The following is a 22,660-nucleotide window of genomic DNA, read 5'->3' as shown; positions in this document are numbered from 1 at the left end:
CACAGACTGACCGGCCTTGGCGGGTCCGTCAATACGAACGCCGGCTCAAGGAACCCCTCGAGCCGGCGCAACTGTGCCGGGCTTACTTGCCCTGCATCGCCTTGAGGTTGGCGGCATAGGCGTCGACATCATCCTTGCCGATGATCTTGGTCGGGATGATGATCAGGCCGTTGGCCGGAATGCCCGACTTGTCGCCCTTCAGATAGGCGGCCATCAGCTTCATGCCCTGATAGGCCCATTCGAAGGGCTGCTGCACCACGGTCGCCGCAACGGTGCCTTCCTTGACGCCGCCCAGCGTGATCGGATCGTCGTCGAAGCCGACGACGGTGATCTGGCCGAGCTTGCCGGCGTCACGCAGCGCTTCATAGATGCGCGGCGTGTTGTAGGAGTAGAAGCCGACCATGCAGGTGATGTCGGGGCTGGCGACCAGCGCGTCCTCGACGTTCTTCTTGGCGCGCGCCTGGTCGATATCGTCGCCGCGCACGTCGACCAGCTCGATCTTGCTGCCGGCGAGCCCGTCCTTCATGCCCTGGATGCGTTCCTTGGCGTTGTCGGCGCCGAGCAGGCCGACGAAGCCCAGGCACTTGCCGCCGTTCGGCATCGCCTTCTTGGCGATCTCGGCCGCCTGCTTGCCGGCATCGACGTTCGACGAGCCGATATAGGCGACGCGCTTGGTCTGCGGCGCATCGGAGTCGGTGGTGAACAGCGCGGTTTCCGAGGCGATCTTGTTCAGCCCGTCGGTCGAGGTCTTGGGATCGACGGCCGAGACCATGATGCCCTTGACGCCTGCCGTCACCAGATCGTCCATCAGGCGCTGCTGGATGGCGACAGAGGACTGTTCCGGATACTTGAGCTCGAGATTGTAGTCGGGCAATTCGCCCTGCGCCTTCTTCACGCCGGCTTCCGCCGCCTTCCAGAAGTCTGACGCGCCGTTGACGACGAAGGCCAGCGTCGGCTTGTCGTCCGCGCGGGTAACCGCCGTGGCCGCAAGCCCGATGAGCAGGGCCGCAGCGGCGACAGATGCGTTACGAATCATGGATTTCATAGTTCAACCTCCCTTGTAGAACCTGACTGTAGAACTCGTCGCCGATGTCTCGGCCGCGGTCCGGACAACCCTCCTCCTCAAGGGTCTGGCGCAAAGGTCCGCCGACTTAAGAACGGTGCCGATCGGGCCGCGGTCGAGACACTAGACACTCATGTGGCGTTCGTAAATAGTCCGATTTGTCTGACATTTTCGTGAGAATGGATGCAGGCCCAGACCGGCGACAAAGCCGGGTTTCGAGCGAGCGTCCGTCGCACCTACCGCGCCGAACGAAGGCCCGGTCGGTCACGACGAGTTGACAGTAGAACGCTTACGACTATTAGTAAAGACTATTAGTTGTGAGCTCATGAAGCGCGCTTTCGACGCGGAGGGGACGCTAATCGAAAGACGCGCCGGGAGTGAGGAGAGCCAGCGCGCTTGGGCCTGCGGTGGCGCGGGAAACTCGGGATTTGTCAGCATCGTTGACCTTGTCGCCAGACTTTCGTCGTGAGGCGACGCGCCAGTGACTCTCTGCGCCGTATATGCTAATACTTATTATCCATGTGTATTTTTGATAAACGCATCGACCTCGACCATCTTGCCGTTGCCGCCGCCTTTGCTTTAGAGCCGGCTGGGTTTGGGAAACGACCATGAGTGAACCGACGGAACTGCGCGATCCTCCCGGGGCTTCCAGGCGCCGCAAGCCGGCCACCAAGCCCAAGGGCCGCGTCACCATGACCGACATTGCCCGCGCCGCCGGCTGCTCGCAGGCGACGGTGTCGTTCGTGCTCAACAATTCGCCGGGCATCAGGCTGTCGCAACAGACACGCGACCGGGTTATCGAGGCGGCCAAAGCGCTGGGCTATTCGCCACCCGTGTTCTCGGCGCTCAGGCCGCCGGTGACGCCGTTCGAAGGCCTGGACGGCGTCATCGGCTTCGCGGTCGACCAGCTCGCCACCAGCCCCGAGGCGGTCGTCGCCATCGAGGGCGCGCGACAGGCCTCGTGGAACGCCGGCAATGTGCTTCTGGTGGCACAGACCATGGGTGATTCGGTGATGGAGCCGCGCGCCATCCAGGCGCTGACGCGGCGCGGCATCTCGGCGCTGATCTACATGACCATCTTCACCCGCGAGATCACGGCGCCGGATTTCCTCTACAGCCTCGACATCCCGGTCATCCTGCTCAACTGCTACACCGCCGACTATGCCTTCCCGGCCGTGGTTCCCTCCGAGATCGCCGGCGGCCAGAGCGCGACCAGGCACCTGATCGCGCATGGCCATCGCCGTATCGCCACCATCACCGGCGAGCCGTGGATGCAGGCCGCGCAGGACCGGCTGAAAGGCTATCGCCGCGCCCTGGCCACCGCCGACATTCCCTTCGACCCCGAGCTGGTGGTCGAGGGCGACTGGTCGGCCAGCGCCGGCTACGCCGCGACGGTCAAGCTGCTCGCCTTGAAGGAGCGTCCCACCGCCATCTTCTGCCAGAACGACCGTACGGCGATCGGCTGCTACGAGGCACTGAAGGAAGCCGGCCTGCATATCCCGCAGGACATTTCCGTGGTCGGCTATGACGACGAGGAGATCGCCCGCCATCTCTTCCCGCCGCTGACCACCTCGATCCTGCCGCACCTGGCAATGGGCCAATGGGCGATCGAGCAGCTCGAAACCCCGCCGACGCCCGGCCGCGGCCGCTATCCCATCACCAAGCTGGAATGCCCGCTGGTGGAACGGGAGAGCGTGGCGGATGTGAAGGGATGAGCAGGATGAAGCCCCGTAAGGATGCAGCACAAAAGGATGTCATTCAGATTCGGGCACCGGCGGGGACGAAGGCCGTGCTTGGCCGCGCCGCAAATTTACGCGGGATGAGATTGTCGGAGTTCGTGCTGGACAGCGCCCGCAAACAAGCCGAGGAAACCATTCTCGATCAGCGCATCTTCCTCCTTGATGCCGATGCGCATCAAAAATTTCTTGATCTGCTTGATGCTCCGAATACGCCATCCGAAGAACTTCACGGGCGCATGGTCCGCAGGCCCGCCTGGGAGCGCTAGTGGCGCTGCACACTGCACGGGGATTTTGACCGGCCGGCTCTGTTTGCCTTGGCAGGCGGCATGCGTTGGAGATTAGCCGAAACGCCCATCGCGATCGTCATTCTAGGGCGGAGCAGGAGCGAAGCTCAGTCGCGAAGACCCCAGAATCCATGCCGTTACCTTCGCCGAGGCGTGCAACGGAGCAGAATTCTGCACCGTGGCGGCGCTTACAAGTCACGGCATGGATTCTATGGTCTGCGGCGCGTCGCTTCGCTCCTTGCTCCGCCATAGAATGACGAGGTTGGGGCGGCTTCAACCTATCCCCGGCGTTTGCGCTGATTTCACGGAAATGAACGGAAAATCCTGCACCAAGACAAACGGCAACCTTTCAAAATCCCTATGTCGGGGAACTAATTTAGTATCGGCTGGTTGGGCCGCACGAATTCCGTCACTCACCCGCAGAAATCCAACCCCGAACTAAGTGTGGCGCAGCTGTGAGGTCGCCCACATAAACGCTGGTGTTCACTACGCTATCCTTATTCCGACAACGGGATAGCCCCGCGCCTATGCAGCAGTTGCGCCGTCGTTTAGCTTAAGCTCATGAATGGGAGGCTCAGATGACGTCCACCTTCACCGTCCATGCTGCGTCCGGCTATGAGCAGCTGATGGGGCGCTGGAGCCGCAGGCTCGCGCCCAAGTTCATCGACTTCGCCGGTCTGGCCGCCGGCGAGACAATCCTCGATGTCGGCTGCGGCACCGGGAGCCTGACTTTCGAGCTGGCGAAATCGGCCGATCTCGCGGAAATCCAGGCCATCGATTTTTCCCCGGTCTTCGTTGCGGCGGTGAAGGAGAGAAACACCGATCCGCGCGTTACGATCAGTCAAGCTGACGCCACGGCGCTGCCATTCGCCGACAATGCGTTCGACCGCGCGCTGGCGCTGCTGGTGCTGCATTTCGTGCCAGAGGCCGGCAAGGCGGTAGCCGAGATGCGCCGGGTGGTGCGGCCGGGTGGCGTGGTCGCGGCCGTCGTCTGGGACCATTACGGCGGCATGACCGGCATGCGCATGATGATCGATACGGTCGCGGCGCTCAGCGAAAGCGGGCGCCAGATGCGCAGCCGCTATTGTTTCCAGCCGATGATGCAGCCGGGCGAGATGAAGCGGACCTTTGTCGAGCAAGGCCTGGCCGATGTCGGCGAGGCCGAGTTGATGATCCGCATGGACTACGCGAATTTCGACGACTTCTGGGCGCCGATCGGCGCGGGCGAAGGGCCGCTCGGCAAATACATGACCACGCTGGACGCGGCCGAGCGGGGACGCGTCGAGGCCGCCGTGCGCGATGCCTACCAGGCCGGCCGGCCCGACGGCCCGCGATCCTTCGCCAATGTCGCCTGGGCCTGTCGCGGCATCGTGCCCTGAAAGTCGGGCAATGCGTCAATTGACGGTGGCTGCGGCATTGATCTCCCAGCCGTCGACCCAGACCTGCCGCAGGCGGTCGCCCTCGCCCTTGAACCATAGGCCTGCCGGCCGGCAGTCCTCGATGCGGTCGCTTCGGAAGTTGCGTATCGCCTGGCGCAACTCGCACCAGGCGACGATGTTGGCGGTTTCGGCATAATAGATCAGCGCGACCGGACGGATGATGCGCTCCGTCGGCCGTCCCGCCTCGTCGCGGTAGGAGAGGCTGAGCTTCTCCTCGTCGCGAATGGCGCGGCGGACCAGCGCGAGGTCGACGGCCGAAGCGGAAGGGGCGGCAAAACCCCAGGCGTGAAGCGCGTTGGCATCGAGCGTCTGCCGCAAGGGCGGCGGCACGGCGCCGGCGATCTTGGCGCCGACGCGTTTCGCCGCTTGCTTCAACTCGTCGTCGCCGGTGCGCTCGAGCAGCGCCAACGACAGCACGATCGCTTCCATCTCCTCGATGGAAAACATCAGCGGCGGCAGGTCGAAGCCGGGGCGCAATATGTAGCCGATGCCGCGCCCGCCCTCGATCGGCACGCGCATCGCCTGCAGGGCGGCAATGTCGCGATAGACCGAGCGCACCGTCACCTCCAGCCGCTCGGCGATCGTCGCAGCCGTCACCGGCTTCCTGGCCAGCCGCAGGATCTGGATGATCTCGAACAGGCGCGAGGCCTTGCGCATTTTTCCACCCGACGGAAACGCAACTGACACATCCCCGTCAGTTGGCGTGACCTATAGGGCCGCCTACCCGCTTGAAAATCAATAGATTCCTTTGCACCCAAGCGAACGAGGCGACAGGCAACTGACATGAACTACACCGAAAATCTCTGGCTGTTCTTCGTGCTTCTGTTCGGCATCATAGCCGTTCCGGGCATGGACATGCTGTTCGTGCTGGCCAATGCGCTCACCGGCGGCAGCAACAGGGGCTTGGCCGCGACCGCAGGCATCATGCTCGGCGGCGCCGTGCACACGCTGAACGGCGCGATCGGCGTCGGCCTGCTCATGCATTTCGTGCCGATCCTGTTCACGCCGCTGCTGGTCGCCGGCGCCGCCTACATGGCCTATATCGGCATTTCGCTGATGCGCAGCTCGATCACCGTCGGCGATGACGGCCCGGCCGGCAGCCGCTCGGCCTGGAAGGCGTTTCGCCAAGGCCTGGTCACCTGCCTGATCAATCCGAAGGCCTATCTCTTCATCCTCGCCGTCTATCCGCAATTCCTGAAGCCGGCTTACGGCCCGATCTGGATGCAGGCGATGATCATGGGATTGCTGACGGTCGCCACGCAGGCGGCCATCTATGGCGGGCTCGCCGTCACCGCCGGCCGCAGCCGGGGACTGCTGGTCGACAATCCAGGCGCGACCATCCTCGCCGGGCGAGCCGCGGGGCTGCTGCTGTTTGCAGTTTCGCTGTTCACAGCCTGGGAAGGGTTGAGGGCAGCGTGACCGCCGCCCTCTCCATTCGGCTTATGCCGCGCCCTGACGGCTGGCGAGCATCTCGCGCTTCACCGACCGGCGCCATTCGACGGCGCCGGCGAGGCCGTGCAGCACGGTCTCTGTGGTCGCCCAATCGATGCAGCCATCGGTGATGCTCTGACCATAGGTAAGCGGCTTGCCGGGCATGACATCCTGGCGGCCGGCGACGAGATTGCTCTCGATCATGACGCCGATGATGCGCTCGTCGCCCGCCGCGACCTGGCCCGCTACATCATGCGCTACCTTGGGCTGGTTCTCCGGCTTCTTGCCGCTGTTGGCATGGCTGACGTCGATCATCAGCCGCGGCGCGACACCGATGCGGCCTAGCTCGGCAGCAGCGGCATCGACGCTTGCGGCATCGTAGTTCGGCTGAATGCCGCCGCGCAGGATGACATGGCAATCCTCATTGCCGGTGGTCGCCGCGATGGCGCTGCGGCCGCCCTTGGTCACCGCCATGAAATGATGCGGCTGGGCGGCGGACTTCACTGCCTCGCCGGCGATCCGGAGATTGCCGTCGGTGCCGTTCTTGAAGCCGACCGGGCAGGACAGGCCGGACGCCAGCTCGCGATGGATCTGGCTTTCGGTGGTGCGCGCACCGATGGCGCCCCAGGCGACGAGATCGGCGATGTATTGCGGGATCGTCATGTCGAGGAATTCGGTTGCCGCCGGCAGGCCGAGATTGTTGACCGCCGAGAGCACATTGCGCGCCATGCGCAGGCCCTTCTCGATGTTGAAGCTGCCGTCGAGGTCGGGATCGTTGATCAGGCCCTTCCAGCCGACCGTTGTGCGCGGCTTCTCAAAATAGACGCGCATGACGATCTCGAGCCGGTCGGCCAGGGTCTCGCGCAGCGCCGCCAGACGGCTGGCATAGTCAACGGCTGCGACCGGATCGTGGATGGAGCAAGGGCCGACGATGACAAGCAGTCGATCGTCGGCCCCCGTGAGGATCGAATGGATGGCGTTGCGCGAAGCAGCAACGGTGCGCGTCGCAGTGAGCGAGCGCGGTATCTCGCGCATCACCTCGTCGGGCGTGCTCAAGGCTCTGATTTCGGTGACCCTAAGGTCGTCTGTGGTGGTCAACACGGCTTTCTGCTCCTGGTTTAGGAGACCTGCCGGCTGAAACAAAAAAGCCGCCAGGTCTGGCGGCTTGTCGGATTTTGATCTGGAGTTTTCAGATCGAGCGCAATCCTCCCGCCGCCAGCGAGCTACCGTAGCTAAAGTACCAAAACGAGGCGGTCAGGTGGATCATGCGGCTCATATAGTCGATGCGAGGGCGGTTGTCACTACTCCCCGATCACGCCGGCTATGTTCTGATCGTAGTCGACCAGAGATCCGGTCATGACGCCGGCCTGCGGGCTCAGCATGTAGGTGATCAGCCGCGCAAGCTGCGCCGGCTTCACCAGCTGGCCCATTGGCTGCGCGGCCTCTGCTTTTTCCAGCCAGTCATCCGACGCTCCGTGCCACTTCTTCTGCACGATCGCCTCGCCCTCGGTGTCCATCCATCCCGGCAGCACGGCGTTGCAGCGGATGCGGTTCTTCCGATAGGCGCTGGCGACATTCTTGGTCAGCGTCATCAGCGCGCCCTTGCTGGTCGAATAGGGCGTGAGGAAGGACTGGCCGGCATGCGCCGACATCGACAGCACGTTGACGATCGAGCCCGGCGCCTTGCGTTCGAGCAGATGCGCGACAAGGCCCTGCATCAGGAAGAAGGGGCCGCGCACATTGGTGTCGAAGATCTGGTCGAACAGCTCCTCGGTGGTCTCCACCAGCGAGCCGCGCGCCGAAGTGGCGGCGGCGTTGACCAGGGCGTTCAAGGTTCCGAAATGAGTGATGGCCGTCGCCACCGCGCGCTTGCAGTCGGCGACCTTGGCGACATCGGCGCTGATGAAGATGGCGTCGACGCCGTTTTTCTTCAGCACTGCCACCGCCTTGTCGCCCTTCTCCTGCGAACGGCCGATCAACGCCAGCGCGCGGCAGCCTTCATCGGCAAGCGCCTCGGCAACCGCGAAGCCGATGCCCTGCGCGCCGCCTGTAACGACGGCGCGCGTTTCTGAATTGCGACCGGCCAAACCGCTCATCGCCGTGCTCCTGTAATCTACGTTCAAACGGTCAATCGATGCGGACGGTCTTGCCCGTCTTGGCCGATTGCAGCGCCGCATCCGCCAGCTTCAGCGCGATCAGCCCGTCCTTGCCGCTCGGGGCCGCCTTCTTGCCGGCAGTCGCGGCGGCGATGAAGGAGGCGATCTCGTTGGCGTAGGCGTCGATGTAACGGGTCATGAAGAAGTCGTGCAGCGGTGGACGCGTGTAGCCCTTGTCGTTGGCAAGCTCGATCGAGACCGGTCGCTGGTTCTCGGCCGCGACCATGCCCTTGGAGCCATGCACCTCGATGCGCTGGTCGTAGCCATAGGTGGCGCGGCGCGAGTTGGAGATGACGGCCTGCTTGCCGGACGCGGTCTCGAGGATGACGCTGACCGAATCGAAGTCGCCGGCTTCGCCGATCTTCTTGTCGACCAGCACCGAGGCGTGGGCGCTGACGGCAACCGGCTCCTCGCCGAGCAGGAAGCGGGCCATGTCGAAATCATGGATGGTCATGTCGCGGAAAATGCCGCCGGACCTGGCGATGTAGTCGAGCGGCGGGGCGCCGGGATCGCGGGACGTGATGGTGACCATCTCGACCGTGCCGATCGCGCCATCGTCGATCGCCTTGCGCACGGCGGCGAAATGCGGGTCGAAGCGGCGGTTGAAGCCGACCATCAGCGTGGCGCCGGTCTTCTCGACCACCGCCAGGCATTTTTCGACGCGCTCGACGGAGAGGTCGATCGGCTTCTCGCAGAAGATCGCCTTGCCGGCCTTGGCGAAACGCTCGATCAGGTCGGCGTGGGTGTCGGTCGGCGTACAGATGATCACGGCGTCGATGTCCTTGGCCTTCTCGATGGCGTCGATCGTGCGCACTTCAGCGCCATAGGCGGAGGCCAATTCCGTCGCCGCTTTCTCGAAGGCGTCAGCCACGGCCACCAGTTTGGCCTGGGAATTGGAGGCGACGGCGCGGGCATGCACCTTGCCGATGCGACCGGCGCCGAGGAGAGCGAAGCGGAGTGTCATGGAATGTCCTTCGAGGTGGTTCAGAAAGCTGTCCGCGCCTGACGGCGCGTATGATTGTTTAATCCCGTCGTGATGCCTCGTCAGGCGGCTTGAAGCTCCGCCTGTCCGGTCTTGGCGCCGGTGATGTAGGCGACGATATCGTTGCCGTCCGTGTCCTGCTTGCGCAAATTGGCGACGATGCGGCCGCGGCGGAAGACGACGATGCGGTCGACCAGGTCGAACACCTGGCGCATGTTGTGGCTGACCAGGATCAGCGGCTCGCCGTTCTCCTTCAGCGTGCGGATGATGTTTTCGACCTGCGCCGTCTCCTGCACGCCGAGCGCCGCGGTCGGCTCGTCCATGATGATCAGCTTGGAGGCGAAGGTCGCCGTCCGGGCGATCGCCACGCACTGGCGCTGGCCGCCCGACATGTGGCGGATGGTGCTGGAGAGGTTGGGTATCTTCACCGCCGTGCGGACAAGTGCTGCTTCGGTCGCCTTGCGCATCGCCTTGCGATCGAGGATCGAGAAAGGTCCGAGATTGAACAGCACCTTCTCGCGGCCGAGGAACAGGTTCGACGGGACGTCGAGATCGTCGGCGAGGGCAAGGTTCTGGAACACGGTCTCGATGCCCGCCTCGCGGGCCTCGATCGGGCCGGTGAAGTTCACCTCCTTGCCGTCGAACCAGATCTTGCCACTGGTGCGCTGCTCGACGCCGGTGATCTGGCGCACGAAGGTCGACTTGCCGGCGCCGTTGTCGCCCATGATGGCGACATGCTCGCCCTTGCGCAGCTCGAAATTCGCCTCCTGCAACGCGTGCACGCCGCCATAGTGCTTGGTGAGGTTTTCGGTCTTCAGAACGATATCGGACATGGTCAAGCTCCTATCGCGCGGCGGCGCTGGCGCCATTGATCGAGAACGACCGCGCCGACGATGATTACGCCTTTGACCATCTCCTGATAGTAGGCGTCGAGGCGCAGGAAGGTGAAGCCGGAAATGATGACGCCGAAGATCAGCGAGCCGATCACCGTGCCGATGATCGAGCCGCGGCCGCCTGACAGCGAAACGCCGCCGATGACGGCCATGGCGATGGCGTCGAGCTCGTACATGACGCCCATGCCGGCCTGGGCGGTGAGGTTCTTGGACGACAGCACCACCGCGGCGATCGCGGCCAGGATGCCGGCGATGGCATAGACCAGCACCTTGTGGTTGGCGATCTTGATGCCGGACATGCGGGCGGCATCCTCGTTGGAGCCGATGGCGTAGCAGTGCTTGCCGTATTTCGTGTAGGTCAGGATCAGCTGGAACAGGATCGCCAGCGAGATGAAGATGACGACCGGCATCAGGCCCTTGCCAATGGCCGCGAAACTGTCGGTCGGGAACGAGATGGGCTGGCCCTTCGACCACCATTTGGCGATGCCGCGAGCGGTGACCATCATGCCCAGCGTGGCGATGAAGGGCGGGATACGCGTGTAGGCAATCAAGAGGCCGTTGATCAGGCCGGCGATCAGGCCGCAGCCGATCGCGACCAGCAGCGGCACGATCACCGGCAGGTCGGTCCAGCCATAGTCGATGAACATCGCCTTGGGATTGGGATTGCCGTTGACGGTCGCGACCTGGGCGAAGCTCATGGCGATCATGGCGGTAGCGCCGACGATCGAGCCGGAGGACAGGTCGATGCCGCCGCAGATGATGACCTGCGTGACGCCGATGGCGATGATGCCGACAATCGACACCTGCAGGATGATGATCTGCAGGCGCTGCTCGTTGAAGAGCCCGGAGACGTTCTCGCGGGTGTTGAACAGGAAGCTGTCGCCGAGGAAGACGCGGCCGATCAGCTCGAAGGCGCCGACCAGGATGACCAGCGCAAGGAACACGTTGAACTCTGCCGGCCATGGGCGCTTCTTGGCGTCATAGCTCAGCCCGCCAATGCCATGCGATGTCTGTGACACGTCTTCTTCCTCCGAATGACCGCGCCCGTTCTCCCGCCTGGCCGGGCGGGAGGGAGTGGAGCGGCGCCGCTTCGTCAGCAGCCGGTTTCAGCCAGTCCGATGCGTGGCGGCGCCACTCCGCGGTTCGTCTTCACGCAAGTCCATACGGAAACCGAGGCAAGGTTTTCCGGGCTTGCGCAGGCGCGTCTCAGTTCTTCTTCAAGAACTTGTCGATGTTCGCCGGGGTGACGAGCTGGAACGGGATGTAGACCTTGTGTTCCACCTTTTCGCCCTTGGCGAGCTTCAGCGCGGCGTCGAGCGCGCCGGCGCCCTGACCGGCGGCATCCTGGAAGACGGTGACGTCGAGATCGCCCGCCTGCATCGCGGCCAGCGCATCCTGGGTGGCGTCGACGCCGCCGACGACGACCGACTTCATATCGATGTTGGCGGCCTTCATCGCCTGGATGGCGCCAATGGCGCTTTCGTCGTTGTTGGCGATGACGCCGTCGAACGCCTTGCCGGATGACAGCCAGTTGGTCATCAGGTTCTGCGCTTCGTCACGCTTCCAGTTCGAGGTCTGCTTGTCGATGATCTTGATGAAATTGCAGTCCGGCGTGGCGATCACTTCCTCGATGTCCTTGGTGCGCTGCACCGCGGCCTGGTTCGAGAGCTCGCCCATGATCACATAGACATTGGCTTCCTTCTTGCCGGCTTCCTTGAACAGGCGGCAGGCTTCCTTGGTTTCGAGCGTGCCGGATTCGGCCTCGTTGGAAGCGACGAAGGCCTGGTTGTCGGGCAGCTTGTCGACATTGACCGGCTCGCGGTTGACATAGACCAGCGGGATCTTGGCCGCGGCGGCCGCATCCGACATCGCCTGGGTGGCCGAGGTATCGACCGGGTTGACGATGATGGCGTCGACGCCCGAGGCGGCGAAGTTCTTGATCTGGTCGAGCTGCTTGGCCACGTCGTTCTGCGCGTCCTCGACCTGCAGCTCGACGCCGCTCATGCCCTTGGCCTGCGCAATCATGCCGTTGCGCAGCACGGTGAGGAAGTTGTCGTCGAAAAGGGCCATCGAAACGCCGATCTTGGCGGCGAAGGCGGATGAACACATCAGCGCCGAAAGCGCGACGCCCAAAAGAAGTTTCTTCATTTTATTCTCCTCCACTTGGTGTCCGGCTGCACCCATTGAACCGGAATCCCCGGTTTGCCCGGGGAATCTCTCCCTGCGGCCATGCGGCGCCGCCAATTCGATTGGGACGCCTCTTCCTCCGTTCGAACAGACACTCCGGAACGAAAGAACCAAAAAGCCTAGTTAGTGAAATATTTATTCCATTTCGTTTGGGAAACGTCAAGGGCGATTCCGACCGGGGCGGCCGGTTTTTCGATCACCATAGGCGGGGCGGGGACCGAAATCGTCGAAATTTGCGTCGTAGCCTGGGTGAACCACTATGAAAGAATCTATCAGCCTGATGGGTTCTTTCACGATGACCCCATCGCTTCGGGGTCAGCTCCGCGACACCGGGATTTTTGAAAGGCTGGCGTTTGTCACGGTGCTAGATTTTCCGTTCGGATCCGCGAAATCATCGCAAACGCTGATGCAAACCGCCAAAATCCCTGTGCTGGGCAGGTCTAGATGTTTTCCGGCAGATAGATGTCGAAGGGCAGGAAGGTCTGCCCGGGCGCATTGGCGGCGCCGCTTTCGATGGCATGCGCCATCAGCCCGACGAGTTCGCGGCACAGCGCGGCAAGCGGCGTCGAGATCACCATGGTGAGGATGTTGTCGGCAAGTGCCGCGCGCGAGGCCGCGTTGATCTCGTTGCAGATGACGACCGGCATCTCGGCCGGGTTTGCCGCCCGCAGCGCCGAGACCGCGCCCTCCATGCCGCCGCCGGCGACATAGCAGCCGGCGAGATCCGGATGGCGCGCCAGGAGATCGAGCATCGCGTCATGCGTCACGTCATTGGCCTCGAGGTTGACCAGCGTCTCCAGCACGGTGAAGTCCGGCGCGTGCTCGCGGAAGAAAGAACGAAAGCCGATCTCGCGCAATTCATGGCCGTGGAAGCGATGGCTGCCGACGAAGAGCGCCACCTTGCCCGGCTTCCGGGCGGCCTTGGCGATCATCCACGCCGCGCTGCGCCCGACCTTGCGATTGTCGAGCCCGACATAGCCCTCGCGGATGCCGGCGGCAAAATCCGACAGCAGCGAGAAGACCGGCTGGCCCCTCGCCTTCAGCGCTTCCACGACCGCCGTGAGGTTGGGATGGTCCGGGCCGACGACGGCAATGGCTCTCGACTTGGCCGCCAGCCTGCGCATCTGGCCGGCGATTTCATCCGGCGCCAGGGAAGCGGCGAACTCGACGGTTGCAACGCCGCGGAAACGCTGCGACTGCGCGACCGCCAGCTCCAGTTCCCGGGCGAAATCGCCATAGAAAACGTCATTGCCCCTCAGCAACAGGAAGCCGAGCCTATATTCCGGCAATTCCTGGCGCATGCGCTGCTTGATCAGCCCGGCGGCGTGATAGCCGATCTCGGTGGCGGCGTCGTGGACCCGGCGCGCCGTCTCCTCGCGCACCGGCAGACGGCTGTTCAGCACCCGGTCGACGGTGGCGACGCTGACGCCCGAGACGCGCGCCAGATCGGTAATGGTCGGCCGCTTTGCCATGGATGCTTCCTCGCTTGTGTCCCACTCTGAATATCCGGCCCAAGATATATCATTATGATAGGAAATGATAGAAACTATCTTTGTGATGTTGAGACTATCAGAGCTTGCGGCTATGCTGAAATCGAAAGTCAGCGATGCGCGAGCCCCGCATGGTCGGGGCGGTTCGCCAAGGCGCTGGCGGAGGAACCCCAATGACGGCAATCACGTCTTCGGCGGCGTCGCCGCGCGACTACAGCCTGACCGGACGAGACACCAGGCTGGCGGTCGAGAACGGTCTCGCGGCGGCGGAGTGGTATCACACCGATATCCCGCGCAAGCAGATGAAGGAGCTGATGCAGCGCTCGGATCAGCCGGCGATCCGCGACACCGTCATCTGGCTCGCCGCTTTCGTCGTCAGCGCCGCGGGCGGCATCTGGTTCTGGGGTAGCTGGTGGTGCGTGCCTTTCTTCTTCGTGTACGGCACGCTTTACGGTTCCTCGACCGATTCCCGCTGGCACGAATGCGGCCATGGCACGGCCTTCCGCACGCAGTGGATGAACGATGCCATCTACCAGCTCGCCTGCTTCATGATCATGCGCAATCCGGTGACCTGGCGCTGGAGCCATACGCGCCACCACACCGACACCATCATCGTCGGCCGCGATCCGGAGATCGCCGTCATGCGGCCGCCGGACCTTTTGCGCGTCGTCCTGAACTTCTTCGGTATTTTCGACGCCTGGCACGCAATGGTCGACATGCTGCGCAATGCCGCCGGCGTCATCAGCGCCGCGGAAAAGACCTTCATTCCCGAACAGGAGCAGCCGAAGGCGATCCGTGTGGCACGCATCTGGCTCGCCATCTACTTCGCGACCATCGCGCTGGCGTTTTATCTGCATTCATGGCTGCCGCTGATGCTTGTCGGCCTGCCTCGCCTCTACGGCGCATGGCATCACGTGATGACCGGGCTGCTGCAGCATGGCGGCCTCGCCGACAACGTGATCGACCACCGCCTCAACAGCCGCACGGTGCTGATGAACCCGATCAGCCGGTTCATCTACTGGAACATGAACTATCATGTGGAGCATCACATGTTCCCGATGGTGCCCTATCACGCACTGCCCAAGCTGCACGAGATGATCAAGCACGACCTGCCGGCGCCCACGCCGTCGATCCTCGCCGGCTATCGAGAGATGATCCCGGCCTTCCTGCGCCAGCTGCGCAACGAGGATTATTTCCTCAAGCGCGCGCTGCCGCCGACGGCGAAGCCCTACCGGGAAGACCTGCACAACGACAAACCGGTGGCGGTGGCGGCCGAGTAATCTGCCGTAGGGCTTAATCAACCGATTTTCGCGGAGGACGAGATGAGCGACTGGGTCGAGGCCTGCGCGGCCGGGGATATCGATGAAGAGGACGTGATGCGGTTCGACCATGCCGGCCGCACCTTCGCCATCTACCGCAGCCCGGACGACCAGTATTTCGCGACCGACGGCCTGTGCACGCATGAAAAGGTGCATCTGGCCGACGGGCTGGTGATGGACGACATCATCGAATGCCCGAAGCACAATGGCCGCTTCAACTACAAGACCGGTGACGCCCGCGGCGCGCCGGTCTGCGTCAACCTCAGGACCTATCCGGTCAAGGTCGACGCCGGAAAAATCCTGATCCAGATCGGGTGAGACAATGGCGGGGATGGTGATCATCGGTGCGGGCGAGTGCGGCGGGCGGGCGGCGCTTGCGCTCCGCGATCTCGGTTATGACGGGCCGGTGACGCTGGTCGGCGACGAACCGCATCTGCCCTATGAGCGGCCGCCGCTGTCGAAGGACGCGATGACCGGCGAGGCTCCGGCCGTCAAGGCGATCGCCACCGACGCGCTCTTCGCCGAAAGCGCGATCCGGCACATCCATTCCGTCCGCGCCGTCGCGATCGACCGCGCCGCGCATGTGGTGCACCTGTCCGACGGCTCTTCCCTTCCCTACGATAAGCTGCTGCTGGCGACCGGCTCCGTGCCCCGCCAGTTGCCGATGCCGGGCCTCGGGTCGCGCTGCGTCTATCTGAGGACGTTCAGCGACGCGCTCGCCATCCGCGCTCATCTCGGCGCGGGAAATCGTATCGCCATCATCGGCGGCGGCTTCATCGGGCTTGAATTGGCGGCCTCGGCGCGCAAGCTGGGCGCGGGCGTCACGGTCATCGAGGCGCAACCGCGCATCCTGATGCGCGGCGTGCCGGCCGAGATCGCCGAGATCATCCACAAGGCGCATGAGGCTGAAGGCGTTGCGATCCGCACCGGCCAGGGGCTCGCCGCAATTGCCGATGACGAGAAGGAAGTCGCTATCACGCTGGCAGACGGGCAGAAGGTCGTCGCCGACCTGGTGGTGATCGGCATCGGCGCCGTGCCGGTGACGGCGCTTGCCGCCGAAGCGGGTCTGGCGATCGACAACGGCATCGCCGTGGACGAGCATTTGCGCACCACCGATCCTGATGTCTTCGCCGCCGGCGATTGCTGCTCGTTCCCGCTCGCCGTCTATGGCGGACGGCGCGTGCGTCTGGAGGCCTGGCGCAACGCGCAGGAACAGGGCGCTTTGGCCGCCAGGAACATGCTGGGCGCCGACGAGGCGCATGCCGCCGTGCCTTGGTTCTGGTCGGATCAGTATGGGCTCACTTTGCAGATCGCCGGGCTGTCGGACGAGGGCAGGAGCATCGTGCGGCGCGACCTCGACGACGCTGCCTTCATCCTGTTCCATCTGGCCGAGGACGGCAGGCTGGTCGCCGCCAGCGGGATCGGCCCCGGCAATGCGGTGGCGCGCGACATCCGCCTGGCGGAAATGCTGATCGCCAAACGGGCGAAGCCGGCGCCGGAAGCGCTGGGATCGCAAGCAGTCAAGCTGAAATCGCTGCTGGCTGCTTGAGCTGTTGCGCCAATTGTTGATCTCGGCGCTGCCCCTCATCTGCCTGCCGGCATTCTCCCCGCGAACGGGCTACGGCATGTACGCATCTTCTGTGACTGGCGTGACTGATCAGGCCGAGGCTTGATTGCCACGTGGTTCCCCCAATCCGTCGCTGCTTCGCAGCGCCACCTTTCCCCCTCCGGAGGGAAAGGAAGGGAGCCTTGCTGGACGAGCGTCGACGGCCAAAAGCCCGGCGCCTTTCCTCTTCCCCGTCGATCGGGGAGAGGTGGCTCGGCGAAGCCGAGACGGAGTGGGGGTCGACCAGCGCTACATTAGTCAATGCACGATTAGACAATGCACGCGCCCGCAGCCATGCACGTTATCGCCAAAGACCAGCAGCTCGCAAATGTGTGCATGGCGTAGCCACCTTCGTGGGGAGAAGAGGCTTTCGCGGCCATCGGCGCCCATTCTGCAACGCTTGAGATTGGCGAAAGCGTCGTCACGGCTTCTTTCTCCCGTTCACGGGGGAAATGCCCGGCAGGGCAATGAGGGGCGGCGCAAACGCCCCAGGATTGAGCTTCAACTGGCTCCGGTCTCGAAGCCTGGCGCCCTAGAACAGCGCCTTCAGCTCATCGAGCTTGTCGTTGACCAGCCAGCCGTAATAGTTCTCCTCGGGCAGCTTTTCCGGTTCGCCGGCGGCGCGGCGCCTGTCGTTCTCGGCCTTCAGCGCATAGGCGCGCTGCTCGGGGTTGCCGACATTGTAGAGCGTCGCGGTAAGCCCCGGATTGTGGGAGATGTCGAAGCCGGCGATGCTGCGGTAAGCGTCGATCGACTTCCTGATCGTCGCGGCGACGTAAGGCAGCGTCAGGTCCGGGTCCATGATGGTCTTGTAGACCGTGTTCGGGTCATCGACATCGAGCTTCGGCAGGCCGGAGACCTTGTGCACCAGGTCGCTCATCTGCAGCGCGGTCAGCGGGTTCAACTGGCCGAGGCCAAAAGTCTGGCCAGCATAATAGGGCTGGAAGAAGGTGGCGCCGAAGCGATCGTTGGGAAAGCTTGTGCCGCCGACGGACCTGCCGCGGAAGGCATGGTTCCAAACCTGCTCGCGGCATTCCCACAGATCGTAGCTGTCGTCCATGCCGGCGCATTTCTTGAATTCCGGCCGCTGAACGAAATCGCTGACATCCTCGCCCTCATAGGCAAAGGTAAGCTTGCTCGACAGATAGGACATCGCCTTGACGTAATAGGTCTGCAGCCGATCATAGGCGTCCACATTGTAGGTGTGCTCGCCGACGATGGCGCCGACGATGTGCATCGGGTCGATGCCATAGGCAGCCGCCACTTTCCTGATCTTGCCGCGCAGCTCGGCATCGTTCTGCAGCAACGCGTAGACTTTCCGGTACTTGGCCTGGAAGGTGGTGTTGGTTGCCTGGGTGCGCCGGCTGGACGCGCCCGGAATGTCCGGCTGCACGGCGTTGCGATTGCCCGGAGGCACCATGGTCGCGGCATCGGCGATCGTCACCGCCACCGCCAGTGCAAGACACACAAAAAGAAACAGATACTTCTTCATCCGCCGCCGCTTTGGGGCGGCTCGGCTATCGCCGCTCCACCCCAACCATTTGGTTGAACGCAATTTCAGACGGAAAACCGCTGGACACTTTTCCTGAAATTGCTTCCAGAACGCGCGGCAACCTAGGTAAAGCGACCGGCAGAGTCGAGAGAAGGCTACCAACTGCCCCCAAGAATGGTGGCCAGATGCTTCCATTTGGCCACACCCGAAGTTGGTCGGCCGGACAAGTCGGGCCGGAACTGAGGCCGGCCCGACTTCAAAAATCAGAGGATGAAGCGCGACAGGTCGGTGTTGCGCGACAGGTCGCCGACATGCTTCTCGACATAGGCGGCGTCGATGGTGACCGCCGTGCCGTTGCGGTCCGGCGCGTCATAGGAAATCTCGTCCAGCACGCGCTCCATCACCGTCTGCAGGCGCCTCGCGCCGATGTTCTCGACGCTGGCGTTGAGGTCGACCGCGATGCCGGCCAGCGAATCGATGGCGTCGTCGGTGAAGGTCAGCTCGACGCCCTCGGTCTTCATCAGCGCGATATATTGCTTGATGAGACTCGCCTCGGTCTCGGTCAGTATGCGGACGAAATCCGACTTCTCCAGCGCGCGCAGCTCGACGCGGATCGGCAGCCGGCCCTGCAGCTCGGGCAGCAGGTCGGACGGCTTCGACACATGGAAGGCGCCGGAAGCAATGAACAGGATGTGGTCGGTCTTGATCGGCCCGTATTTGGTCGCGACCGTGGTGCCTTCGACCAGCGGCAGCAGGTCGCGCTGCACGCCCTCGCGGGACGGGCCGCCCGAAATGTCGCTCCTGGCCGCGATCTTGTCGATCTCGTCGAGGAAGACGATGCCGTCATTCTCGGCCGATTCCAGCGCGCGGCGCACGACCTCGTCCTGGTCGAGCAGCTTGTCGGATTCGTCGTTGACGAGCAGCGCATAGGAATCGCGGACCGTGGTCTTGCGGGTCTTGGTCCTGCGGCCGCCCATCGCCTTCGACAGCATGTCGTTGATGTTGAGCACGCCGACATTGCCGCCGGGCATGCCGGGGATCTCGAAGCCTGGCATGCCGCCGGTGCCGGTGTCGGCCACCTCGATCTCGATCTCCTTGTCGTCGAGCTCGCCGTCGCGCAGCTTCTTGCGGAAGCTATCGCGCGTGGCCGGGCTCGCCGTCTTGCCGACGAGGGCTTCCAGCACACGCTCCTCGGCGTTGATCTGGGCGCGCGCCGCGACGTCCTCGCGCATCTTTTCGCGGGTCAGGCCGATGGCGACCTCGACGAGGTCGCGCACGATCTGCTCGACATCGCGGCCGACATAGCCGACCTCGGTGAACTTGGTCGCTTCGACCTTGACGAAGGGCGCGCCGGCGAGCCGCGCCAGGCGGCGCGAGATCTCGGTCTTGCCGACGCCGGTCGGGCCAATCATCAGGATGTTCTTCGGCATTACCTCTTCGCGCATCTGGCCTTCCAGCTGCTGGCGGCGCCAGCGGTTGCGCAAGGCAATGGCCACGGCGCGCTTGGCGTCCTTCTGGCCGATGATGAAGCGGTCGAGTTCCGAAACGATTTCGCGGGGAGAAAAGGTGCTCATATTACTCAAATTCCACTTTGCCACTGCTTGATGGACTCGAACGGATGCAGCAGCATGATCACGTTGAGCGTCAGATTGTCCCGGATGATGTAGCCCGTGCCGAGCTCGAAGATGAGCGCCAGGGCCACGATCACCCATATAGGTAGCTTTCGCGCCATCACAAATCCCAGCGCCATGAACAGCGTGTCGGACACCGAGTTGATGATCGAGTCGCCGTAATAGTTGAGCGAGATCGTGCCGGCGCGGTAGCGGTCGATGATGAAGGGGCTGTTCTCCAGGATCTCCCATCCGCCTTCGATGAAGACGGCGAAGGCGAGCCTCAAGCCCACCGGAGAGCGCGGGAACAGCGCCCAGGCCAGCGCATAGAACAGGAAGCCGTGGATGATGTGCGAGAAGGTGTACCAGTCGGCGATGTGCTGGGAATTCTCCGAGCTGTTGACCACGCCGTGCCAGAGCTTGACGTAGCCGCAGGTGCAGATCGGCGGATGCCCCATGCCGTACAAGGTGCCCGCCTGGAAAACGATCAAGGCGAGCACGAGCAGCAGGCCCATGCGCCAGCTGTCCTCATAGGCGGAAAGCGTCTTGTCCTCAGGCGCGGTCATTCGTCAGTCCCCCAGATTTTCATCGTCGTCTTCGTCCGCATCGACGGCCATCAGCACGACATCCCCATATTGCGAATGCCTGCGGCCGATCGGCCTGAAGCCGGCCTTCTCATAGGCGCGGATGGCGCGGCCATTGTCGGGATGCGGGTCGATGATGACGCGCGGCGCGCCTTCCTCGAACAGCTCCTCGACGAACTGGTTCAGGATTGCCGAGCCGTGGCCCGCACCGACCAGCTCCGGCGGGCCGATCGTGAGATCGACGCCCAGCGTGCCGAAGGGCTGGTCGGCATAGGGATGGTCGTCCTCCAGATACGGGTCATAGCTCTGCAGATAGGCGATCGGCCTGCCGTCGAGCTCGACGATCAGCGGCTCCACCGAGACCGAATCGATGTGCTCGCGGATCTCGGCGATTTCCTTTTCCGGATCGTCCCACCACTCAGCGACATGCGGCTCGCGCAGCCACTTGGCGATCAACGGCAGATCCTTCTCGGTGACCGGCCGAAAATCGTAGCTATGCTCCTGGTCGGCCATGATCCTCTCCCCGATCATGGACCTCAGGCGGCATCGAGCGTTTCGACAACGAAATTGTTGTTGGTGTAGACGCAGATGTCGGACGCGATCTGCATGGCCTTGCGGGCGATCTCCTCGGCGTCCTTGTCGGTATCGATCAGCGCGCGGGCCGCGGCCAGGGCGTAGTTGCCGCCGGACCCGATGGCCATGACGCCGTGTTCGGGCTCGAGCACGTCGCCATTGCCGGTCAGCGCCAGCGAGACCGACTTGTCGGCGACGAGCATCATGGCTTCCAGGCGGCGCAGGTAGCGGTCGGTGCGCCAGTCCTTGGCGAGCTCGACGCAGGCGCGCGTCAGCTGGTCCGGATATTGTTCGAGCTTAGCTTCGAGCCGCTCGAGCAGGGTGAAGGCGTCGGCGGTGGCGCCCGCGAAACCGGCGATGACGTTGCCGCCCTTGCCGATGCGGCGCACCTTGCGGGCGTTGCCCTTCATGATCGTCTGGCCGAGGCTGACCTGGCCGTCGCCGGCGATCACGACCTTGTTGCCCTTGCGCACGCTGACGATGGTCGTGGCGTGCATGGTGAGTTCATTCGACATTTTGAGCTCCGATTCGCGCTATCCCTTGAAAAGGCGATTGGCGCGGTACGAGTAAGTTTGATCGGCCATATGTATGCATAGGGCCAACGATTGCAAACCGCCCCTCGGCCGAGGCCGATAGCGGCCGGAATGGCAACTGGCAATCGCCGGATCATGCTGATAGAAGGCTTTCGTTTTCAAGCCCCGGCGCCTCTAAACCAGGCAACAAGGACAGAGCGATGACGCGTTCGGCCGAAGTCAGCCGCAAGACCAAGGAAACCGAGATTTCGGTCTCCGTCCATGTCGACGGCAAGGGCAAAGCCGACATTTCGACCGGCGTCGGCTTCTTCGACCATATGCTCGACCAGCTGTCGCGCCACTCGCTGATCGACATGACCATCAAGGCCAAGGGCGACCTGCATATCGACGACCACCACACGGTCGAGGATACCGGGATCGCGATCGGCCAGGCGTTGAGCAAGGCGCTGGGCGAGCGGCGCGGCATCATGCGCTACGCCTCGATCGATCTCGCCATGGACGAGACGCTGACCAGGGCGGCGATCGACGTGTCCGGCCGGCCCTTCCTGGTCTGGAACGTCGGCTTCTCGTCGCCGAAGATCGGCACCTTCGACACCGAACTGGTGCGCGAATTCTTCCAGGCGCTGGCGCAGAATGCCGGCATCACGCTGCATGTGACCAATCATTACGGCGCCAACAACCATCATATTGCCGAGACCTGCTTCAAGGCCGTGGCGCGCGTGCTGCGGGCAGCACTCGAGCCCGATCCGCGCCAGCCCGACGCGGTGCCGTCCACCAAGGGATCCCTGAAAGGATAACCCTATGGCGATCTATGTCGTGATGCAGCCGCCGGCCGGCGGCAACAAGGCCGAGGACGCAATTTTCGTGCGCGACAGCTTCACCTGGCTGGGCTTCCTGGTCGCGCCGCTCTGGCTCGCCTGGCACCGGCTGTGGATCGAGGCGGCCCTGACTTTCGCCGTCATGGCGATCCTGTCGGTGGCCGGCGAGAGGCTCGGGCTCGAAGGGGCCGGATCGCTGCTGTCGCTGCTGATCTCGCTCTATATCGGCTTCGAAGGCCAGGACCTGCGCATCGCTTCGCTGCGGCGGCGCGGCTGGCGCGAATGGGGCGTGGTCGAGGCCGGCAATCTCGCCGATGCGGAGACGCGCCATGCACTGGAAGCCGGCGAGGAGAGCGAGGAGCGGCCAGCCCTGCCGCGCATCGTCCCGGATGCGTCGCTGGCGCGCCCGCCGCAAACCGGCATGGCGCTGGGACTGACCCATACGCCTGGAAGGCCCTGAC

23 protein-coding genes are annotated in these 22,660 nt (G+C 63.7%); 9 read left to right on the top strand and 14 right to left on the bottom strand.

What is annotated here, in order from left to right; all coding sequences use genetic code 11:
- Nucleotides 1–82: 82 nt before the first annotated feature.
- Nucleotides 83–1,045, bottom strand: coding sequence for a sugar-binding protein (locus DPM35_RS20535; RefSeq protein WP_112129042.1), 963 nt, complete (start codon nucleotides 1,043–1,045; stop codon nucleotides 83–85).
- Between the two features lie 626 nt (nucleotides 1,046–1,671).
- Here DPM35_RS20535 and DPM35_RS20530 point away from each other — a divergent pair.
- The 3 genes from DPM35_RS20530 (at nucleotide 1,672) to DPM35_RS20520 (ending at nucleotide 4,465) form a co-directional block, all read left to right on the top strand.
- The gene (locus DPM35_RS20530) at nucleotides 1,672–2,778 is read left to right on the top strand and encodes a LacI family DNA-binding transcriptional regulator (RefSeq protein WP_181592081.1); all 1,107 of its coding nucleotides are present in this window, start codon (nucleotides 1,672–1,674) and stop codon (nucleotides 2,776–2,778) included.
- Nucleotides 2,775–3,068 (top strand): type II toxin-antitoxin system TacA family antitoxin, encoded by a 294-nt coding sequence (locus tag DPM35_RS20525; protein WP_112129041.1) that lies wholly within the window; start codon nucleotides 2,775–2,777, stop codon nucleotides 3,066–3,068. The genes DPM35_RS20530 and DPM35_RS20525 overlap by 4 nt, the downstream gene beginning before the upstream one ends.
- A gap of 596 nt (nucleotides 3,069–3,664) precedes the next feature.
- Entirely contained in the window at nucleotides 3,665–4,465 is an 801-nt protein-coding gene (locus DPM35_RS20520; RefSeq protein WP_112129040.1) for a class I SAM-dependent methyltransferase, read from the top strand.
- Between the two features lie 15 nt (nucleotides 4,466–4,480).
- Here the strand turns inward: DPM35_RS20520 and DPM35_RS20515 are convergent, their stop codons facing one another.
- Nucleotides 4,481–5,182: a helix-turn-helix transcriptional regulator gene (locus tag DPM35_RS20515; RefSeq protein WP_112129039.1), complete on the bottom strand. Its 702-nt coding sequence runs from the start codon at nucleotides 5,180–5,182 to the stop codon at nucleotides 4,481–4,483.
- A gap of 126 nt (nucleotides 5,183–5,308) precedes the next feature.
- Here DPM35_RS20515 and DPM35_RS20510 point away from each other — a divergent pair, with 126 nt between their 5' ends.
- Nucleotides 5,309–5,944, top strand: coding sequence for a LysE family translocator (locus tag DPM35_RS20510; RefSeq protein ID WP_112129038.1), 636 nt, complete (start codon nucleotides 5,309–5,311; stop codon nucleotides 5,942–5,944).
- A 21-nt stretch (nucleotides 5,945–5,965) separates the two neighbouring features.
- On the opposite strand, the gene DPM35_RS20505 is transcribed toward DPM35_RS20510, so the two are convergent.
- The 7 genes from DPM35_RS20505 to DPM35_RS20475 form a co-directional block, all read right to left on the bottom strand.
- Nucleotides 5,966–7,057: a 3-deoxy-7-phosphoheptulonate synthase gene (locus DPM35_RS20505; RefSeq protein WP_112129132.1), complete on the bottom strand. Its 1,092-nt coding sequence runs from the start codon at nucleotides 7,055–7,057 to the stop codon at nucleotides 5,966–5,968.
- Between the two features lie 200 nt (nucleotides 7,058–7,257).
- The gene (locus DPM35_RS20500) at nucleotides 7,258–8,052 is read right to left on the bottom strand and encodes an SDR family oxidoreductase (RefSeq protein ID WP_112129037.1); all 795 of its coding nucleotides are present in this window, start codon (nucleotides 8,050–8,052) and stop codon (nucleotides 7,258–7,260) included.
- A 31-nt stretch (nucleotides 8,053–8,083) separates the two neighbouring features.
- Nucleotides 8,084–9,076: an inositol 2-dehydrogenase gene (iolG, locus tag DPM35_RS20495; RefSeq protein ID WP_112129036.1), complete on the bottom strand. Its 993-nt coding sequence runs from the start codon at nucleotides 9,074–9,076 to the stop codon at nucleotides 8,084–8,086.
- Nucleotides 9,077–9,156: 80 nt separating this feature from the next.
- Nucleotides 9,157–9,927: an ATP-binding cassette domain-containing protein gene (locus DPM35_RS20490; RefSeq protein WP_112129035.1), complete on the bottom strand. Its 771-nt coding sequence runs from the start codon at nucleotides 9,925–9,927 to the stop codon at nucleotides 9,157–9,159.
- Between the two features lie 2 nt (nucleotides 9,928–9,929).
- The gene (locus tag DPM35_RS20485; RefSeq protein ID WP_112129034.1) at nucleotides 9,930–11,006 is read right to left on the bottom strand and encodes an ABC transporter permease; all 1,077 of its coding nucleotides are present in this window, start codon (nucleotides 11,004–11,006) and stop codon (nucleotides 9,930–9,932) included.
- A 187-nt stretch (nucleotides 11,007–11,193) separates the two neighbouring features.
- Nucleotides 11,194–12,135: a sugar ABC transporter substrate-binding protein gene (locus tag DPM35_RS20480; RefSeq protein ID WP_112129033.1), complete on the bottom strand. Its 942-nt coding sequence runs from the start codon at nucleotides 12,133–12,135 to the stop codon at nucleotides 11,194–11,196.
- Between the two features lie 479 nt (nucleotides 12,136–12,614).
- Nucleotides 12,615–13,646: a LacI family DNA-binding transcriptional regulator gene (locus DPM35_RS20475; protein ID WP_112129032.1), complete on the bottom strand. Its 1,032-nt coding sequence runs from the start codon at nucleotides 13,644–13,646 to the stop codon at nucleotides 12,615–12,617.
- Between the two features lie 191 nt (nucleotides 13,647–13,837).
- Here DPM35_RS20475 and DPM35_RS20470 point away from each other — a divergent pair, with 191 nt between their 5' ends.
- The 3 genes from DPM35_RS20470 to DPM35_RS20460 are packed head-to-tail and all read left to right on the top strand — an operon-like array spanning nucleotide 13,838 to nucleotide 16,532.
- Nucleotides 13,838–14,944: a fatty acid desaturase family protein gene (locus DPM35_RS20470; protein ID WP_112129031.1), complete on the top strand. Its 1,107-nt coding sequence runs from the start codon at nucleotides 13,838–13,840 to the stop codon at nucleotides 14,942–14,944.
- A 42-nt stretch (nucleotides 14,945–14,986) separates the two neighbouring features.
- Complete coding sequence (locus DPM35_RS20465; RefSeq protein ID WP_112129030.1) at nucleotides 14,987–15,301, top strand: MocE family 2Fe-2S type ferredoxin; 315 nt, start codon at nucleotides 14,987–14,989, stop codon at nucleotides 15,299–15,301.
- 13 nt (nucleotides 15,302–15,314) lie between these two features.
- Nucleotides 15,315–16,532 (top strand): NAD(P)/FAD-dependent oxidoreductase, encoded by a 1,218-nt coding sequence (locus DPM35_RS20460; RefSeq protein ID WP_181592088.1) that lies wholly within the window; start codon nucleotides 15,315–15,317, stop codon nucleotides 16,530–16,532.
- 589 nt (nucleotides 16,533–17,121) lie between these two features.
- Here DPM35_RS20460 and DPM35_RS20455 read toward each other — a convergent pair.
- The 5 genes from DPM35_RS20455 to hslV all read right to left on the bottom strand — a co-directional run bounded on the left by DPM35_RS20455 (nucleotide 17,122) and on the right by hslV (nucleotide 21,363).
- On the bottom strand, nucleotides 17,122–18,081 hold the full coding sequence (locus DPM35_RS20455) for a DUF1402 family protein (RefSeq protein ID WP_112129028.1): 960 nt from the start codon (nucleotides 18,079–18,081) through the stop codon (nucleotides 17,122–17,124).
- A 263-nt stretch (nucleotides 18,082–18,344) separates the two neighbouring features.
- Nucleotides 18,345–19,655: an ATP-dependent protease ATPase subunit HslU gene (gene hslU, locus DPM35_RS20450; protein ID WP_112129027.1), complete on the bottom strand. Its 1,311-nt coding sequence runs from the start codon at nucleotides 19,653–19,655 to the stop codon at nucleotides 18,345–18,347.
- A 5-nt stretch (nucleotides 19,656–19,660) separates the two neighbouring features.
- Entirely contained in the window at nucleotides 19,661–20,257 is a 597-nt protein-coding gene (locus DPM35_RS20445) for a DUF2585 domain-containing protein (RefSeq protein WP_112129026.1), read from the bottom strand.
- 3 nt (nucleotides 20,258–20,260) lie between these two features.
- Entirely contained in the window at nucleotides 20,261–20,788 is a 528-nt protein-coding gene (locus tag DPM35_RS20440; RefSeq protein ID WP_112129131.1) for a GNAT family N-acetyltransferase, read from the bottom strand.
- Between the two features lie 23 nt (nucleotides 20,789–20,811).
- Entirely contained in the window at nucleotides 20,812–21,363 is a 552-nt protein-coding gene (hslV, locus tag DPM35_RS20435; RefSeq protein ID WP_112129025.1) for an ATP-dependent protease subunit HslV, read from the bottom strand.
- 218 nt (nucleotides 21,364–21,581) lie between these two features.
- Here hslV and hisB point away from each other — a divergent pair, with 218 nt between their 5' ends.
- Nucleotides 21,582–22,178 (top strand): imidazoleglycerol-phosphate dehydratase HisB, encoded by a 597-nt coding sequence (hisB, locus tag DPM35_RS20430; protein WP_042637559.1) that lies wholly within the window; start codon nucleotides 21,582–21,584, stop codon nucleotides 22,176–22,178.
- Nucleotides 22,179–22,182: 4 nt separating this feature from the next.
- Nucleotides 22,183–22,659 (top strand): DUF2628 domain-containing protein, encoded by a 477-nt coding sequence (locus DPM35_RS20425; protein ID WP_112129024.1) that lies wholly within the window; start codon nucleotides 22,183–22,185, stop codon nucleotides 22,657–22,659.
- Nucleotide 22,660: the final 1 nt, after the last annotated feature.

The organism is Mesorhizobium atlanticum, assembly GCF_003289965.1.
GTDB classification, from domain to species: domain Bacteria; phylum Pseudomonadota; class Alphaproteobacteria; order Rhizobiales; family Rhizobiaceae; genus Mesorhizobium; species Mesorhizobium atlanticum.
The sequence above is the reverse complement of the archived record's forward strand: the minus strand, read 5'-3'. Positions and strand labels throughout refer to the sequence as shown.

What these genes read in the sequence shown, in the direction of transcription:
- DPM35_RS20490 (WP_112129035.1), bottom strand. Translation starts at nt 9,927, where the DNA reads ATGTCCGATATCGTTCTGAAGACCGAAAACCTCACCAAGCACTATGGC.
- DPM35_RS20475 (WP_112129032.1), bottom strand. Translation starts at nt 13,646, where the DNA reads ATGGCAAAGCGGCCGACCATTACCGATCTGGCGCGCGTCTCGGGCGTC.
- DPM35_RS20425 (WP_112129024.1), top strand. Translation starts at nt 22,183, where the DNA reads ATGGCGATCTATGTCGTGATGCAGCCGCCGGCCGGCGGCAACAAGGCC.
- hslV (WP_112129025.1), bottom strand. Translation starts at nt 21,363, where the DNA reads ATGTCGAATGAACTCACCATGCACGCCACGACCATCGTCAGCGTGCGC.
- DPM35_RS20455 (WP_112129028.1), bottom strand. Translation starts at nt 18,081, where the DNA reads ATGAAGAAGTATCTGTTTCTTTTTGTGTGTCTTGCACTGGCGGTGGCG.
- DPM35_RS20515 (WP_112129039.1), bottom strand. Translation starts at nt 5,182, where the DNA reads ATGCGCAAGGCCTCGCGCCTGTTCGAGATCATCCAGATCCTGCGGCTG.
- DPM35_RS20510 (WP_112129038.1), top strand. Translation starts at nt 5,309, where the DNA reads ATGAACTACACCGAAAATCTCTGGCTGTTCTTCGTGCTTCTGTTCGGC.
- DPM35_RS20440 (WP_112129131.1), bottom strand. Translation starts at nt 20,788, where the DNA reads ATGGCCGACCAGGAGCATAGCTACGATTTTCGGCCGGTCACCGAGAAG.
- DPM35_RS20530 (WP_181592081.1), top strand. Translation starts at nt 1,672, where the DNA reads ATGAGTGAACCGACGGAACTGCGCGATCCTCCCGGGGCTTCCAGGCGC.
- DPM35_RS20520 (WP_112129040.1), top strand. Translation starts at nt 3,665, where the DNA reads ATGACGTCCACCTTCACCGTCCATGCTGCGTCCGGCTATGAGCAGCTG.
- DPM35_RS20470 (WP_112129031.1), top strand. Translation starts at nt 13,838, where the DNA reads ATGACGGCAATCACGTCTTCGGCGGCGTCGCCGCGCGACTACAGCCTG.
- DPM35_RS20460 (WP_181592088.1), top strand. Translation starts at nt 15,315, where the DNA reads ATGGTGATCATCGGTGCGGGCGAGTGCGGCGGGCGGGCGGCGCTTGCG.
- iolG (WP_112129036.1), bottom strand. Translation starts at nt 9,076, where the DNA reads ATGACACTCCGCTTCGCTCTCCTCGGCGCCGGTCGCATCGGCAAGGTG.
- DPM35_RS20445 (WP_112129026.1), bottom strand. Translation starts at nt 20,257, where the DNA reads ATGACCGCGCCTGAGGACAAGACGCTTTCCGCCTATGAGGACAGCTGG.
- DPM35_RS20500 (WP_112129037.1), bottom strand. Translation starts at nt 8,052, where the DNA reads ATGAGCGGTTTGGCCGGTCGCAATTCAGAAACGCGCGCCGTCGTTACA.
- DPM35_RS20480 (WP_112129033.1), bottom strand. Translation starts at nt 12,135, where the DNA reads ATGAAGAAACTTCTTTTGGGCGTCGCGCTTTCGGCGCTGATGTGTTCA.
- hslU (WP_112129027.1), bottom strand. Translation starts at nt 19,655, where the DNA reads ATGAGCACCTTTTCTCCCCGCGAAATCGTTTCGGAACTCGACCGCTTC.
- DPM35_RS20465 (WP_112129030.1), top strand. Translation starts at nt 14,987, where the DNA reads ATGAGCGACTGGGTCGAGGCCTGCGCGGCCGGGGATATCGATGAAGAG.
- DPM35_RS20535 (WP_112129042.1), bottom strand. Translation starts at nt 1,045, where the DNA reads ATGAAATCCATGATTCGTAACGCATCTGTCGCCGCTGCGGCCCTGCTC.
- hisB (WP_042637559.1), top strand. Translation starts at nt 21,582, where the DNA reads ATGACGCGTTCGGCCGAAGTCAGCCGCAAGACCAAGGAAACCGAGATT.
- DPM35_RS20525 (WP_112129041.1), top strand. Translation starts at nt 2,775, where the DNA reads ATGAGCAGGATGAAGCCCCGTAAGGATGCAGCACAAAAGGATGTCATT.